General features: G+C 67.6%; 16 protein-coding genes. 15 read left to right on the plus strand and 1 reads right to left on the minus strand.

Annotated elements, in window-relative coordinates; translation table 11 throughout:
* The first annotated feature begins 1 nt into the window (after nt 1).
* The 10 genes from V3B41_RS03695 (at nt 2) to map (ending at nt 7904) form a co-directional block, all read left to right on the plus strand.
* Nucleotides 2-361: an EamA family transporter gene (locus V3B41_RS03695; protein WP_006425769.1), complete on the plus strand. Its 360-nt coding sequence runs from the start codon at nt 2-4 to the stop codon at nt 359-361.
* Entirely contained in the window at nt 358-756 is a 399-nt protein-coding gene (locus tag V3B41_RS03700; RefSeq protein ID WP_049429588.1) for a DMT family transporter, read from the plus strand. Before V3B41_RS03695 ends, V3B41_RS03700 begins: the two co-directional genes overlap by 4 nt.
* Nucleotides 757-766: 10 nt before the next feature.
* The gene (locus V3B41_RS03705) at nt 767-1969 is read left to right on the plus strand and encodes a DegT/DnrJ/EryC1/StrS family aminotransferase (protein ID WP_049429587.1); all 1203 of its coding nucleotides are present in this window, start codon (nt 767-769) and stop codon (nt 1967-1969) included.
* Between the two features lie 174 nt (nt 1970-2143).
* A complete protein-coding gene (locus tag V3B41_RS03710; RefSeq protein ID WP_049429586.1) occupies nt 2144-2860 on the plus strand; it encodes an MtnX-like HAD-IB family phosphatase in 717 nt (238 codons plus the stop codon).
* Between the two features lie 65 nt (nt 2861-2925).
* Complete coding sequence (locus V3B41_RS03715) at nt 2926-4326, plus strand: aminotransferase class III-fold pyridoxal phosphate-dependent enzyme (RefSeq protein WP_005408663.1); 1401 nt, start codon at nt 2926-2928, stop codon at nt 4324-4326.
* A 29-nt stretch (nt 4327-4355) separates the two neighbouring features.
* Nucleotides 4356-5420, plus strand: coding sequence for a GNAT family N-acetyltransferase (locus tag V3B41_RS03720; protein WP_049429585.1), 1065 nt, complete (start codon nt 4356-4358; stop codon nt 5418-5420).
* Nucleotides 5421-5423: 3 nt separating this feature from the next.
* The gene (locus V3B41_RS03725) at nt 5424-6308 is read left to right on the plus strand and encodes a hypothetical protein (RefSeq protein ID WP_049429584.1); all 885 of its coding nucleotides are present in this window, start codon (nt 5424-5426) and stop codon (nt 6306-6308) included.
* Nucleotides 6309-6479: 171 nt separating this feature from the next.
* Complete coding sequence (locus tag V3B41_RS03730; RefSeq protein ID WP_049429583.1) at nt 6480-6839, plus strand: VOC family protein; 360 nt, start codon at nt 6480-6482, stop codon at nt 6837-6839.
* A gap of 68 nt (nt 6840-6907) precedes the next feature.
* A complete protein-coding gene (locus V3B41_RS03735; protein ID WP_049429582.1) occupies nt 6908-7114 on the plus strand; it encodes a ParD-like family protein in 207 nt (68 codons plus the stop codon).
* A 7-nt stretch (nt 7115-7121) separates the two neighbouring features.
* Nucleotides 7122-7904, plus strand: a complete 783-nt coding sequence (gene map / locus V3B41_RS03740) for a type I methionyl aminopeptidase (RefSeq protein WP_049429604.1) — start codon at nt 7122-7124, stop codon at nt 7902-7904.
* On the opposite strand, the gene V3B41_RS03745 is transcribed toward map, so the two are convergent.
* Nucleotides 7901-8515, minus strand: a complete 615-nt coding sequence (locus V3B41_RS03745; RefSeq protein WP_049429603.1) for a LysE/ArgO family amino acid transporter — start codon at nt 8513-8515, stop codon at nt 7901-7903. The two genes, map and V3B41_RS03745, sit on opposite strands and share 4 nt — an antisense overlap.
* A gap of 107 nt (nt 8516-8622) precedes the next feature.
* Here V3B41_RS03745 and V3B41_RS03750 point away from each other — a divergent pair, with 107 nt between their 5' ends.
* The 5 genes from V3B41_RS03750 (at nt 8623) to V3B41_RS03770 (ending at nt 14303) form a co-directional block, all read left to right on the plus strand.
* The gene (locus tag V3B41_RS03750) at nt 8623-9516 is read left to right on the plus strand and encodes a LysR family transcriptional regulator ArgP (RefSeq protein ID WP_100443647.1); all 894 of its coding nucleotides are present in this window, start codon (nt 8623-8625) and stop codon (nt 9514-9516) included.
* Nucleotides 9517-9594: 78 nt separating this feature from the next.
* Nucleotides 9595-11001 (plus strand): TolC family protein, encoded by a 1407-nt coding sequence (locus tag V3B41_RS03755; protein WP_049426715.1) that lies wholly within the window; start codon nt 9595-9597, stop codon nt 10999-11001.
* On the plus strand, nt 10994-12007 hold the full coding sequence (locus V3B41_RS03760) for an efflux RND transporter periplasmic adaptor subunit (RefSeq protein WP_049426714.1): 1014 nt from the start codon (nt 10994-10996) through the stop codon (nt 12005-12007). Before V3B41_RS03755 ends, V3B41_RS03760 begins: the two co-directional genes overlap by 8 nt.
* Nucleotides 11992-13179 (plus strand): ABC transporter permease, encoded by a 1188-nt coding sequence (locus tag V3B41_RS03765; protein ID WP_049426713.1) that lies wholly within the window; start codon nt 11992-11994, stop codon nt 13177-13179. The genes V3B41_RS03760 and V3B41_RS03765 overlap by 16 nt, the downstream gene beginning before the upstream one ends.
* Nucleotides 13176-14303 (plus strand): ABC transporter permease, encoded by a 1128-nt coding sequence (locus V3B41_RS03770; protein WP_049426712.1) that lies wholly within the window; start codon nt 13176-13178, stop codon nt 14301-14303. Before V3B41_RS03765 ends, V3B41_RS03770 begins: the two co-directional genes overlap by 4 nt.
* The last annotated feature ends 3 nt before the right edge of the window (nt 14304-14306 follow it).

Raw genomic sequence — 14306 nt, forward strand, 5'->3', positions numbered from 1 at the left:
GATGGGGGCACTTGCCACGCTGCTGTGGCTGGCCAACGTGGTGCTCGATACCGGTGGCCAGCTTGCCTTCAAGGCCGCCGCCAGCGACCCGCAGGACGGCGAAGGCCTGCAGCGCTGGAAACACATGCTCAGCCGCCCGTGGCTGTGGATCGGCATCGCCTGCTACGTGCTTGAGTTCGTCGCCTGGATCGCCTTCCTGTCGCTGGTGCCGCTGTCCAAGGGCGTGCTGCTGGGCTCGATCAACATCGTCGCGCTGATGATCGCCGGCCGCTTCCTGTTCCGCGAGAAGCTCACCCCGCTGCGGGTGACCGGCATGCTGCTGGTCACCGCCGGCGTGGCCGTGGTGGGAGCGGGCTCATGAGGCGCCTGTATGTGATCGGCTTCCCGCTGCTGATGGCCTTCGATACGCTGGCCCAGCTGTGCTTCAAGTACGCCGGCGATGCCGCGCTGCCGGTCGAGGCCAACACGGCATGGCTGCTGCGCGTGCTGTCGCAGCCGTGGGTATACGGCGCCATCCTCGGCTACGTGGGTGCGTTCTTCACCTGGATGAGCCTGCTGCGGCATGCGCCGATCGGCCCTGCATTTGCCGCATCGCACCTGGAAGTGATCAGCGTGCTGCTGCTGTCGGCCTGGCTGTTGAACGAACCGCTGACCCTGCATCACCTGGTCGGTGCGGTCCTGATCGTGGCCGGCATCGTCTGCCTGGGGCGCGCCGAAGCGGACGATCCGCATAGCCCTGCCGAAAGTACCGCATGAGCGCGTTGCGATGAGCCTGTTCGCGCGCGAGCTGCCGCCCACCGCCGGCCTGCCCATGCAGGCCAGCGACTTCCTCCCCGGCGGTGGCGACCTTCGCGCGATCCTGGCCAGCCAGCTCGGCACACCGCCGCTGCAGTTGACCTGTTCCGGCACGCACGCGCTGCTGATCGCCCTGCGCACGCTGCGCAAGCGCGCACCCAAGCGCGACACCGTGATCCTGCCGGCCTATACCTGCCCGCTGGTGCCGATCGCGGTTCACAGCCTGGGCCTGCGCGTGCAGCTGTGCGACACCCGCCCCGGCCACTTCGATTTCGATCCTGGCCAGCTCAGCCGCCTGGCCGATGCACGCACGCTGGCGATCCTGCCCACCCACCTGGGCGGGCGCATCGCCGATGTCGAGCTGGCCTGCGAGGTTGCACGCGGCGCTGGCGCGTGGGTGATCGAAGATGCCGCGCAGGCGCTCGGTGCACGCGTCGGCAACACCAGTGTCGGCTTGCGCGGTGATATCGGATTCTTCAGCATGGCCGCCGGCAAGGGCCTGAGCCTGCACGAAGGCGGCCTGCTGGTCAGCCGCGATGACGAGCTGCGTGCCGCGCTGGCCGCACATGCCGCCGAACAGGTGCATTCCAGCCTGCGCTGGGAACTGCTGCGCAGCGTGCAGCTGCTCGGCCTGGCCGCCTGCTATCGGCCATCGCTCCTATCGATGGTGTATGGAAATCCACTGCGCAGTGCGCTGCAGCGTGGCGACCTGGAAGAAGCGGTCGGTGACATTTTCCCGCTGGAGATTCCGCAGCACCGGGTCAGCCAGTGGCGGCAGAACATCGGAGCCCATGCCGCGCGGCGGTTGCCTGCATTCCTGCAGGCAGGTCGCCTGCGTGCATTGCAACTGCGCGTGCAGCTGGCACAGCTGCCGGCGGTGGAAGTGGTCGATGGGCTGGCCGGTACCGGCGGAACCTGGCCGATGCTGATGCTGCTGCTGCCCAGCCAGCGGGCCCGCGATGCCGTACTGGAAGACCTGTGGCCACGCGGACTCGGCGCCAGCCGCATGTTCATCCATGCCCTGCCCGACTACGCGTACCTGCGCGGCATCGTGCCGGCCGCCGAAGTGCCCAACGCACGCGACTTCGCCGCACGCATGCTGACCCTTGGCAACAGCGCCTGGCAGACCCGTGAAGAGACGTCCGAAATACTGCAGGTCCTGGCCCGCGCCTGACCCGCACGTGCATGCGTGGCCTGCGCTCCGCGCATTCATCCATGCACCTTCCTGAACGTTTTCCCAGTCCGTCGATGAAGCCTTTCAACAGGAAAGGAACGAGAAAGGCGGCCTGCCTACATTGAGTCTGCCCCGGCATCGTGCCGGTCGCTTCTTTCATCGACGGACCTGCCCATGCACTGGAGCATCCTGTGTGACTTCGACGGCACCATCAGCCTCGAAGATGTCATCGACTCGCTGCTGGAGAAGTACGGCCAGCCGGGCTGGCAGGCGCTGGAAGACCAGTGGAAGGCCGGAAAGATCGGTTCGCGCGAATGCATGCAGGGCCAGGTGCGGCTGCTGAAGCTGGACCCGGCCACGCTTGATGCGCACCTGGACCAGGTGCAGATCGACCCGGGCTTCGTCGCCTTCGTCGCCCGCGCCGAGCAGCTGGGCCTGCCGCTGCGCATCGTCAGCGACGGCCTGGACTATGCGATCCACCGCATCCTCGCCAACCATGGCCTGTCGCGGCTGCCGGTGGTGGCCAACCACCTGCGCTGGTGCGAAGACCACTGGGAACTGGAATCACCCTACCAGGCCGAGGGCTGCCGCAGCGGCACCTGCAAGTGCACCTGCGCCGCGCAGGCACGTGCCAACGAAGCACCGCGCGTGCTGATGATCGGCGACGGCAGCTCGGATTTCTGCGTGTCCGAAGAAGCCGACTTCGTGTTCGCCAAGCGCCGCCTGATCACCCATTGCACGAATGCCGGCATCGAGCATGCCGCCATCGACACCTTCCACGATGCAATCGCGCTGTTGCCGCGCCTGCTCGATGGCAGCCTGCTGCAGCCACGTCGCATCGACGCCAGCCCGCAGCCCGACGTACTGCCCCTGCTGCTGGCCACCGCCTGAGCACTCCCTTCCAGCCACGCTCCCCCGTTGCCCCCTTTCGAACGTCCTTCACGGAACCGAACTGCATGAACATTTTTGACAAGAACGCCGACGCCGCTGCCTCCGATGCGCAGCTGCTGGCCGACGAAGCCCGCTACAGCTCCTTCGGCGACACCGTCCACTACGTCGACCCGCCGAAGATCTTCCAGCGTGGCGAAGGCAGCTATATGTTCGACGGTGCGGGCGTGCCCTACCTCGACCTGCAGATGTGGTACTCGGCCTGCAACTTCGGCTACAGCAACAAGCGCCTGAACGACGCGCTGAAGGACCAGATCGACACCCTGCCGCAGGTCGCCAGCCAGTACCTGCACCCGACCCGCGTGCAGCTGGCCAAGACCATTGCCGTGGACATGCACGAGAAGTTCGGCCTCGATGGCCGCGTGCACTTCAACGTCGGCGGTGCACAGGCCATCGAGGATTCGCTGAAGATCGTGCGCAACGCGCGCGGCGGAAAGAGCCTGATGTTCGCCTTCGAAGGCGGCTACCACGGCCGTACCCTGGGTGCCTCGTCGATCACCTCCAGCTACCGCTACCGCCGCCGCTACGGTCACTTCGGCGAGCGCGCGATGTTCATCCCGTTCCCGTATCCCTTCCGCCGCCCGAAGGGCATGACCCCGGACGAGTACTCCGACCACTGCGTGTGGCAGTTCGAGCGCCTGTTCGAAAGCGAGTACAACGGCGTGTGGGATCCCAAGGTCGGCCAGGCCGAGTACGCCGCGTTCTACGTCGAGCCGATCCAGGGTACCGGCGGCTACGTCATCCCGCCGCGCAACTTCTTCACCGGCCTCAAGCGCGTGCTGGACAAGTACGGCATCCTGATGGTGGTCGATGAAATCCAGATGGGCTTCTGGCGCACCGGCAAGCTGTGGTCGATCGAGCACTTCGGCGTGACCCCGGACGTGCTGGTGTTCGGCAAGGCGCTGACCAACGGCCTGAACCCGCTGTCGGGCCTGTGGGCACGCGAAGAGCTGATCAACCCGACCGTATTCCCGCCGGGCTCCACCCATTCCACCTTCAACTCCAACCCGCTGGGCACCCGCCTGGGCCTGGAAGTGCTGAAGCTGGGCAAGGAAATGGATTACGAGCGCACCGTGCCGGAAAAGGGCGCGTACTTCCTCGACGGCCTGCGTGGCCTGCAGAAGCGTCACCCGGAAATCGGCGACGTCGACGGCCTGGGCCTGGCCCTGCGCGCGGAAATCTGCCAGGCCGACGGCTACACGCCGAACAAGGAACTGCTGGACCGCATGGTCGACATCGGCCTGGCCGGCGACCTGCTGCATGACGGCAAGCGCATGGGCCTCGTGCTCGACGTGGGTGGCTGGTACAAGAACGTGATCACCTTCGCGCCGTCGCTGGACATCAGCTACGAAGAGATCGACCTGGCGATCACCCTGCTCGACCAGGCGCTGACCAAGGCCAAGGGCTGAGGCCGGATGCGCTGCCGGTTCCCGTGCCGATGGAAATGACGTCACGTGCGTCCAGCACCGCGCTGGAACCGGCCGCGCTGCTGGAGGGCTTCCTGGCCCACCCGCCGCTCGGATTCGAGGCAGGCCGCCTTCCCAGCGGCCTGCCGACCTTCCGTGCACCGCTCGACCTGACCACCACGATGGACGACGCGCTGCGCAGCAAGCTGCTCGGCCTGCCGCTGTCGCGCCTGTGGCGGCCGTGGATCACCTGGAAGACCCGCTTCGTCGGTGCCACCAGCACCGAGTACACCCCGCTGCCGGCACACGTCGCGCCGGAGGCGCTGGCCGAGGACGTGACGCGTCACGCGATCGGCGATACCCGGCTGCTGGTGGTCAAGGACCTGGCCATCGATTCACCGCTGCTGGACGACGCGGCCAATGCGCACAGCGCCGCCTTCCTGCAGGCATTGCTGGCACGCGGCTTCGTTGAACTGGAAGGCATGCCGCTGGCCTGGGTGGCGATCGATTTCGATTCGATCGACGGCTATCTCGGCCGCCTGTCGTCCTCGCGCCGCAAGAACATCCGGCGCAAGCTGCGCTCGCGCGACGACCTGCAGATCGACTGCATCGCCACCGGTGATCCGGCCCTGGCCGACCCACGGCTGCAGGCCGAACTGCATGCGCTGTACCTGGGCGTGTATGCGCAGAGCGCGGTGCACTTCGACCAGCTCGACCTGCCCTACCTGCAGCACCTGCTGGCCGACAGCCAGGGGCAGGGCCGGATGTTCCTGTACCGCCACGAGGGCCAGCTGATCGGCTGGAACCTGTGCTACGTGCATGCCGGCAAGCTGGTGGACAAGTACATCGGCCTGGCGTACCCGCAGTCGCGCGAGCACAACCTGTACGCGGTCAGCTGGATGCACAACCTCGAGTACGCCCTGCAGCACAGCCTGAGCCACTACGTGGCCGGCTGGACCGACTCGCGGATCAAGGCCGAGCTGGGGGCCAGCTTCACCTCCACCCGGCACGCGATCCACGCCCGCTCACCGCTGCTGCGCGCCGCATTGCGCAGGCTGGCCCCGCATCTGCAGGGCGAACCTGATGGAGGCGGTTGAGCGATGCCGTTGCGTTCCCCGCTGATCCTCAACCTGGACGGTGGCGTGCTGCCACTGGCCCAGGCGCAGACCCTGGCGCTGCCGCAGTGGCACGACCCGCTGCGATTTGCCTGCAGCAACGGCACCCTGGATCGCTTCAGCACCGAGGTGCTTGCGCCGCTGCCGGCCCAGCTCGGCACAGTGATGCTCGGCAGTGGTGACTTCCATCACCTCAGCCTGCCGCTGCTGCGTCGCATGCGTGCACAGACGCCGTTCCAGCTGGTGGTGCTGGACAACCATCCGGACAACATGCGGTTTCCGTTCGGCATGCACTGCGGTTCGTGGGTGAACGCCGCCAGCAAGCTGCCGCAGATCTCGCACATCCATGTGCTCGGCATCACCTCCAGCGACATCGGCCTCTGCCATGCCTGGGAGAACCACTGGCGCCCGCTGATGGGCGGTCGCCTGACCTACTGGTGCATGGACGTGGGTGTGGGCTGGGGCCATCGCCTCGGCATGGGCCATGCGTTCCGCCGCTTCGAGCACCCCGAAGCGCTGGTGGCTGCGTTCGCTGCCGAACAGGCCAAGTCGCCACAACCCACCTACCTGTCGATCGACAAGGACGTGTTCGCCGAGGACGTCGCGCGCAGCAACTGGGACCAGGGCCGTTTCCAGCTGGAGGACGCGCTGGTGGTGATCGAGGCACTGCGCGCCGGCGGCCTGGTTGGCAGTGACATTACCGGCGAAGTCTCGCTGGCCAACTACCAGAGCCGCTTCAAGCGCTGGCTGTCGTCGCTGGATGGCCAGCCGGACATCAGCGCCGACGATCTTCCCGCCTGGCAGGCGCGTCACCAGCAGGTGAACCGCGAACTGCTGGCCGCGATGGCTTCGGTCCCGATGGCCTGCTGACCGCTGGCCGGCAATGCCAACCAAGGTTGGCAACTACCAGAGCCGGTAGAGCCGAGCCCACGCTCGGCTGGCGCCTTCTGTAGAGTCGAGCCATGCTCCACTGAGGGGACCGCGAGCAGCAGCCGAGCATGGCTCGGCTCTACACTGGGTTCCCACCTCGGAGCCGCCGCCATGCCCCAGACCGTCATCCCGCAGCTGCGCATGCGCCACGCCGACACCACCCTGCCGTTCTACGTGCAGGGGCTGGGCTTCGTGGTCGACTGGGAACACCGCTTCGAGCCCGGCTTCCCGCTGTTCGCCCAGCTCACCCGCGATGGCCAGACGATCTTCCTCACCGAACACAGCGGCGACTGCGAGCTGGGCGGCGCGGTGTACTTCATCGTCGAGGATCTCGACGCCCTGTACCGCGCCTTCAGCGCGGCCGGCGTGCCGATCGAACAGCCGCCGCACGACACCGAGTGGGGCAGCCGCGAGATGCTGCTGCGCGACCCTGACGGCAACCGGCTGCGCTTCGCCACCCACGTGGACTGAACGACGCCGGCTTGAGATGAATATACGAAACATATACGCTTCGTATATCCGCTCCTCGAGGACCGCCCATGGGCATCGTCAACATCGATGACACCCTGCACGACCAGCTGCGCCGTGCCTGCACCGTCTCCAGCCGCTCGATCAACGCCCAGGCCAACTTCTGGATCCGGGTCGGCATGTTGTGCGAGATGAACCCCACGCTGAGCTTCCAGGACATCGTCGCCAGCGAACTGCGCGCGGCCGGGGTACAGGCGCTGGCGCCCGGGCGGGCCTGACATGGCGATGATCAAGCAGCCGCACGAGATCGCGCTGATGGCCGAATCCGGGCGCCTGCTGGCGCAGGTGTTCGCCGCGCTCGACCGGTTGCCGCTGCAGGGCCGCAGCACGATGCAGATCAACGACTTCGTCGAGCGCATGATCGTCGACGAGCTGCAGGCGCGGCCGGCCAGCAAGGGCCAGTACGGCTTCCCGTACGTGCTCAACACCTCGATCGACAACGTCATCTGCCACGGCGTGCCCAGCACCACCGACGTGCTGCGCAACGGCCAGATCGTCAACCTCGACATCACCCTGGAAAAGAACGGCTACATCGCTGATTCCAGTACCACCTACCTGGTCGGCGAGGTCGACTACGCCGCACGCCGGCTGGTACAGACCACCTACCAGGCGATGTGGGAAGGCATCGCCGCGGTGCGCCCCGGCGCGCGGCTGGGCGACATCGGCCACGCCATCGCCCGCCACGCGCGCAGCCACGGCTACAGCGTGGTGAAAGAATACTGCGGGCACGGCATTGGTCAGGAAATGCACGAGGAACCACAGATCCTGCATTACGGCCATCCCAACACTGGCATGGTGCTGGAAGACGGCATGGTGTTCACCATCGAACCGATGCTCAACCAGGGCAAGCCGGCGATCCGCCAGCAGCCGGACGAGTGGCCGGTCTACACCCGCGACGGCAAGCTGTCGGCGCAGTTCGAGCACACGGTGGCGGTAACCCGCAACGGCGTGCGCGTGCTGACCCTGCGCCCTGGCGAAGCGCCTCTGTGCGCGGTGGACGCGGCCTAGAGCGGGCGCACCAGCAACAGTGTCGCCAGGCAGAACATGAAGGCCGCCACGGCGGCATCCAGCACCCGCCAGGCACCTGGCCTGCGGAACACCGGCTGCAACAGTCGCGCGCCATAGCCCAGCGCGCAGAACCAGGCCACGCTGGCCAGGCACGCCCCGGCGCCGAAGGCCCAGCGCAGGTCACCCGGATAGCGCGTGGACAGGCTGCCCAGCAGCACCACGGTATCCAGGTAGACGTGCGGATTGAGCAGGGTGAAGGCCAGGCAGGTCAGCAGCACCTGGCGCGCACTGCCGGCCTGCGCCTCGGCGGCGGCCAGTACGCTGCCACCGCGCCACGCGCGCAGCCCGGCCTGCACGCCATACCAGAGCAGGAACGCCGCGCCACCGAAGCGCAGCACCTGCAGCAGCAGCGGCCACTGCAGCACCAGTGCGCCCATGCCGCCCACGCCGGCCAGGATCAACGCGATATCCGCGCCGGCGCAGGCCAGCACCACCCTGCCCACATGCCGCTGCTGAAGGCCCTGGCGCAGCACGAAGGCGTTCTGCGCACCGATGGCGATGATGAGACCGGCGCCTGCGAACAGGCCGGCAGCGAAAGCGGTGATCCACATCAAGAACGGGCCAGGCAGCAGGAGGATGCGCAGGGTGCGGCCGATGGCCACCTTCAGGCAATCTTGTTTTTCTTTATCCTGTACAGAAAAACTGAAGAGGCGCCGGCGTGGACCTGGTACATCCGCAACTGTCCGCATTCGCAGCCGTGCTGGAAGAAGGAAGCTTCGAGGCTGCGGCACGCCGCCTGTCGATCAGCCCGTCGGCACTGTCGCAACGGATCAGGGCACTGGAAGACCGGCTCGGCCAAGTGCTGCTGGTGCGCCAGGCCCCGTGCCGGCCTACCGCCGCCGGTGAGGCGCTGCTGCGCCGCGTGCGACCCATGCAGGCCCTGGAAGCCGAGGCCCTGGCCGAGCTGCTGCCCGAACGCGGCAGCGACACCGGACGCATGCCAATCCCTCTGGCGGTCAACGATGACTCGCTCGATACATGGTTCGTGCCGGCCGTCGCCGACCTCCACCAGCGCCATGGCTACCTGTTCGACCTGCGCATGGACGACCAGGACCATACCCTGCAACTGCTGCGCGATGGCAGCGTGCTGGGTGCGGTCACGGCCGAAGGCCGGCCGGTGAAGGGCTGCAACGTGCACCCGCTGGGCGCCATGCGCTACCAGGCAATTGCTTCGCCCGGCTTCGCCCGCCGGTACTTCAGCGATGGCATGCAGGCCGCAACCCTGGCGCACGCACCGATGCTGGTGTTCAACCGCAAAGATGAACTGCAATGGCGCTTCGTGCGACGGCTGACCCGCGCCCGCCTGCAGCCGCCGCTACACTACCTGCCCTCCTCCACCGGTTTCGTCGAAGCCGCTGCGTGCGGACTCGGCTGGGGCATGGCCCCGGAAAACCTGGTCGCGTCCGCCGTGCGCGCCGGCCGGGTGGTGGTACTGGAACCCCGCCGCTGGCTCGATGTGCCGCTGTACTGGCAGCATGCCGCCGTGCGCTCAAGTACGCTGCAGCACATCACCCAGGCGCTGCGCACTGCGGCCAGCGGCATCCTTCGTTGAGGACAATCCGATGATCGCAGACCCGGGCTTCACGCCGCGCGCACTACCGTTTGCGCACTTCTTTACCACTGGGACGGCATGGGCGTGATCGGCCGACGTACAAGGATGCACCGGGCGAATGCCGCGCTGGCGCTGGCGCTGGCGACCTGCCTGCCAATTGCTGCGTCCGCGCAGAACAACAACGACGCACCTGCATTGGACTGGGAACAGGCGCGGCAACGCCTGGAGCAGGTCTCCGATGCACTGGCAGCCGCTGATGCAGCGGTACGCAACAAGCAGGACCTGCAGGACGCCACCCGCCTGCTGCGCCTGCCGGAGATCACCGGTGAAGTGCGCCGCCTGCAGTTCCAGAAGACCCTCACCCTGCCACTGGGCTCGCTGGCCCCCGTGGCTGAAGCCTTCGGCATCGATTCACCACTGTCGTTCACCGAGCGCGACTGGCGTACCCGTCCCGTCGTCACCGCGGTGCTGCCGCTGTACACCGGCGGCGTGATTCCGGCCGCTCAACGTGCCGCGAGCGCGGCCCACGAACAGGCCAGTGCCGAGCGCGAGGCACAGCGCCAATCGCTGACCGTGCAGCTGGCACAGGCCTATTTCGGCCAGCGCCTTGCCGAGCAGGCGGTGGACGTACGCCGTGATGTGCGCGATGGCTTGAATCGCCACCTGTCAGACGCAGAAAAGCTGGAACGCGAGGGCTTCGCCACCCGTGCCCAGCGCCTGCAGGCCACCGTGGCCCGTGACAAGGCCGAGCGCGAGTACCAGAAGACGGTGAACGACCTGGCCACGCTGAAGGCCGCGCTGGCCACGCTGCTGCGCAGTGGCGGCGAGGTGCAGCCGGTGTCGCCGCTGTTCGTGCAGCGCGTGCCGCTGGAACCCGTGACCAGCTTCGAGCGCACGGCGCAGGCGCGCCAGCCGCAGATCGCGCGCCTGCGAGCGATGGTGGCGCAGGCCGAACAAGGCGTACGTGTACAGCAGGCCAAGCTGAAGCCGCAGATCTTCGCCTTCGGCCAATACGACTTCCGCCGCCGCGACGAGATGCTGACCGATCCGGACTGGGCGTTCGGCATCGGCCTGAAGTACACCTTCCTGTCGCCGAACTCTCGGCCGGCGCAGATCAGCGCCGCGCGCGCGCAGCAGGAGCAGGCCGAAGCCGGCCTGCGCGAAGCCGAGAACCAGGTCGCACTAGGCGTGCGCAAGGCCTGGAATGAACTGGAGACTGCGCGCCAGCAGTACGTGCTGCTCGACAGCAGCATCGCCCAGGCACAGGAAAACCTGCGCCTGCAGGAGCTGGCGTTCCGCGAGGGCCAGGCTACTTCGCTTGATGTAATCGACGCACGGCTCGGCCTGGGCGGTGCCCGTGTCGAGCGCGCGCAGGCCGCCTACCAATACGATATTGCGTTGGCGCAGTTGCTGGAGGTCAGTGGACAGATGGACCGTTTTGAAGAATACCGGCGCCGTGCGGACGAGGTGATCGACCATGAGTGATGTGCTGCACGACGAAGCGAAAACGCCCCCGGGCAAGCGACGGCTGGGACCGATCCTGCTGGTGGTCCTGCTGGTCGCAGTGGTGCTCGGCCTGTGGCTGGCCTGGCGCAGCCCGGCCGATCAGATCCAGGGCATGGCCGATGCGGACACCATCAACGTGGCCGCCAAGATCACCGCGCGCGTGGCCGAACTGAAGGTGCGCGAGGGCGACCGCGTGCAGGCCGGGCAGGTGCTGTTCCTGCTCGACAGCCCCGAAGTGGCCGCCAAGGAACAGCAGGCGCACGGCGCTTTGGCCGCCGCACAGGCAGTGGCCGACAAGGCCGACGAGGGCGCGCGCAGCGAAGACATCCGCGCCGCCGAAGCGAACTGGAAGCGCGCAGAAGCCGGTGCGACGCTGGCCGAGGCCACCTACCAGCGCGTGCAGAACCTGTTCAACGAAGGGGTGATGACCCGGCAGAAGCGCGATGAAGCGCAGGCCCAGGCCACCAGCTCGCGCGAACTGGCGCGTGCCGCACGCGCGCAGTACGACATGGCGTTGGCCGGCGCACGCGAGCAAGACAAGCGTGCCGCGCAGGGCCAGGTGCAGCAGGCGCAGGGCGCGGTGGCCGAAGTCAACGCCGCCCGTGCCGAAGTCGAAGGACGCGCGCCGGTGGCGGGCGAGATCAACAAGCGCATGGCCGACCCGGGCGAACTGGTGCCGGCCGGCTACCCGGTATTCACCCTGGTCGACATCGATCGCATGTGGGTGGCGATGAACCTGCGCGAATCACAGATGCAGGGCCTGAAGGTCGGCAGCAAGCTGCAGGGCAACGTGCCGGCACTCGGCCTGGACGGCGAGTTCGAGGTCTACTTCATCAACCCTGCCGGCGACTATGCGACCTGGCGTACCACCCGCCAGTCGTCCGGCTACGACGTCCGCAGTTTCGAGGTGCGGGTGCGCCCGGTACGCCGCATCGAGGGCTTCCGCCCCGGCATGAGCGTGCTGTTCGCATGGCCCCAGCACTGAGCCCGGGCCGCGGCGGCTTCGCCGCCAGCTGGCGGCGCGAGCTGCAGTCACTGCGCGGCAACCGCGCTGACCTGCTGCTGGTCACCGTGCTGCCGCTGCTGATGCTTGCGGTGATGGCGTGGATGTTCACGCCTTCAGTGATGCGCGACATCCCGATCGCCGTGGTCGACCTCGATCACAGCAGTGACAGCCGCCTGCTGCTGCGCATGCTCGATGCCAGCCCCGGCGTGCGCATCGCCAGCCAGCCGGTGGACCTGGAAGACGCCCGTTCGCAGCTGCGCAGGCTGGACGTGTTCGCCATCGTGCTGGTGCCGCGCGATGTCACCCGGCAGGCGCTGCGTGGGCGACAGGGCACGGTGTTCGCCTATTACAACGCCACCTACATGACCACCGGCCAATCTGCGGCGCGCGATATCGGCGATGCGGTATCGGCCTGGAACGCGCGCCTGCTGCGCGAGCGCATCGGCCTGCAGGTCGGTCCGGGCAAGCTGCGTGCGGCACCGATCGCGGTGCAGTCGGACATCCTCTACAACCCGGCGCGCAGCTACGAATTGTTCCTGCTGCCGCTGATCTTCCCGGCAGTCTTGTCGCTGGTGCTGGCGCTTGCCGTGGCTGGCAGCATCGGCCGCGAGATCCGCGACGGCACCCTGCCCGCCTGGCTGGACCGCACGGCGTGGGCTGCGATTGCCGGCAAGGTCGCGCCGTACATCCTGTTGTTCTCGCTGTATGGCGCGCTCGGCATCGGCTACCTCGCCTGGCTGCGCGGTGATGGCGTGGCCGGCAGCGTACTTCTGCTGGTGCTCGCGCAACCGTTGTTCTACCTGGCCACCGCCGCCTACGCATTGTTCTTCGTCGGCGTGACCCGCGACATGGGTACCGCGCTGTCGGCGGTCGGCCTCAGCATCGGCACCGCGCTGGCATTCTCCAGCGCCACCTTCCCGGTGCTGGATGGCCCCCTGTTCACCCGCATCTGGCATCAACTGCTGCCACTCAGCGCCTACATCAAGCTGCAGACCCAGCAGCAGTTCATCGGTTCGCCGCTGCAGGTTTCGGCATGGCCGCTGGCCACGCTGTTGTTGATGACGGCGGTGGCCGGTGGCATCGGCGGCCTGCGCCTGATCGCCTTCGCGCGCACGCCCGAAGCCGCGCAGCCTGCGGGGACGGACGCATGAGCACACTCTGGCGCAGCCTGCGGCAGACCCTGATGGCGGTGCTCTGCGACCGCTACGCGATCGTGGTGATGGTCGGTGCGGTGATCCTGTACTCGTTCTTCTATCCAGCCGCCTACCGGCACCAGGTGGCCGGCAACCTGCCGGTGCTGGTGGTAGACGAAGACCACAGCGCGACCAGCCGCGAGCTGCTGCGCAAGCTCGACGCACTGCGCGTCGCGCGCGTGGTCGGGCAACCGGCGGACGTCGACAGCGCACGCCGGCAGCTCGAAGCCGGCCATGCCGAAGGCATCGTCGTGATCCCGGCCAACCTGGAGCGCGACATCCTGCGCGGCCATCCGGCCAAGCTGGTATTGCTTGGCAACGGTGCCTACCTGGGCCGCGCCAGCTGGGTGCTGGGCAGCGTAGCTGATGCGCTGGGTGCGTTCGGGCGTGATGCCGTGGTCGGCCAGGCCGCCTTCATGGGTCCACCGCAGGCACCGCCGGTCACGCTTGTGCAGCGCCCGCTGTACAACACGCAAGAAGGCTATGGCAGCGCCATCGTACCCGGCGTGGCCGAACTGATCGTGCACCAGACGCTGCTGATGGGCATCGGCGTCCTGCTCGGCGGCCGCCGCCTTGCACTCGGCCGGCGCCTGCGCTTCGACCTGCCGACGCTGGCGGGCATGGCATTGGGCTTCGGCCTGATCGGCCTGTTCGGCCTGTTCTGGTATGCCGGTTTCACTGCCTGGGTGCAGGACTATCCACGCGGTGGCAACCCGCTGGGCCAGCTGCTGGGTGGCACGCTGTTCATTGCGGCGACGGTGACCTTCGGCCTGTTCGTCGGCAGCTTCTTCCGCACCCGCGAGCGCGCCTTCCAGTACATCATCGCCACCTCGATCCCGCTGTTCTTCCTGGCCAACCTGTCATGGCCGGCGGTGATGACGCCGCAACCGCTGGTCTGGCTGGCACAGCTGCTGCCGACCACCTCGGGCATCAACCTGATGGTGCGCCTGAACCAGATGGACGCCCGCCTGGCCGACGTCAGCCACGAACTGATCACCCTCACCGTCCTGCTGCTGCTCTACGGCAGCCTCGCCGCCTGGCGCCTCCTCGCCCCAACGGGGACGGAGGGGATTAAGTCGTAAACG

Origin of the sequence: Stenotrophomonas sp. SMYL89 (genome assembly GCF_036319985.1) — a bacterium.
In the GTDB taxonomy this organism is placed as follows: Bacteria; Pseudomonadota; Gammaproteobacteria; order Xanthomonadales; family Xanthomonadaceae; genus Stenotrophomonas; species Stenotrophomonas maltophilia_Q.

Excerpts from the sequence above, each read along its gene's own strand:
- map (WP_049429604.1), top strand. The coding sequence starts at position 7,122 with ATGATCAAGCAGCCGCACGAGATCGCGCTGATGGCCGAATCCGGGCGC.
- V3B41_RS03765 (WP_049426713.1), top strand. The coding sequence starts at position 11,992 with ATGGCCCCAGCACTGAGCCCGGGCCGCGGCGGCTTCGCCGCCAGCTGG.
- V3B41_RS03770 (WP_049426712.1), top strand. The coding sequence starts at position 13,176 with ATGAGCACACTCTGGCGCAGCCTGCGGCAGACCCTGATGGCGGTGCTC.
- V3B41_RS03735 (WP_049429582.1), top strand. The coding sequence starts at position 6,908 with ATGGGCATCGTCAACATCGATGACACCCTGCACGACCAGCTGCGCCGT.
- V3B41_RS03700 (WP_049429588.1), top strand. The coding sequence starts at position 358 with ATGAGGCGCCTGTATGTGATCGGCTTCCCGCTGCTGATGGCCTTCGAT.
- V3B41_RS03695 (WP_006425769.1), top strand. The coding sequence starts at position 2 with ATGGGGGCACTTGCCACGCTGCTGTGGCTGGCCAACGTGGTGCTCGAT.
- V3B41_RS03710 (WP_049429586.1), top strand. The coding sequence starts at position 2,144 with ATGCACTGGAGCATCCTGTGTGACTTCGACGGCACCATCAGCCTCGAA.
- V3B41_RS03715 (WP_005408663.1), top strand. The coding sequence starts at position 2,926 with ATGAACATTTTTGACAAGAACGCCGACGCCGCTGCCTCCGATGCGCAG.
- V3B41_RS03730 (WP_049429583.1), top strand. The coding sequence starts at position 6,480 with ATGCCCCAGACCGTCATCCCGCAGCTGCGCATGCGCCACGCCGACACC.
- V3B41_RS03745 (WP_049429603.1), bottom strand. The coding sequence starts at position 8,515 with ATGTGGATCACCGCTTTCGCTGCCGGCCTGTTCGCAGGCGCCGGTCTC.
- V3B41_RS03760 (WP_049426714.1), top strand. The coding sequence starts at position 10,994 with ATGAGTGATGTGCTGCACGACGAAGCGAAAACGCCCCCGGGCAAGCGA.
- V3B41_RS03725 (WP_049429584.1), top strand. The coding sequence starts at position 5,424 with ATGCCGTTGCGTTCCCCGCTGATCCTCAACCTGGACGGTGGCGTGCTG.
- V3B41_RS03705 (WP_049429587.1), top strand. The coding sequence starts at position 767 with ATGAGCCTGTTCGCGCGCGAGCTGCCGCCCACCGCCGGCCTGCCCATG.
- V3B41_RS03755 (WP_049426715.1), top strand. The coding sequence starts at position 9,595 with ATGGGCGTGATCGGCCGACGTACAAGGATGCACCGGGCGAATGCCGCG.
- V3B41_RS03720 (WP_049429585.1), top strand. The coding sequence starts at position 4,356 with ATGGAAATGACGTCACGTGCGTCCAGCACCGCGCTGGAACCGGCCGCG.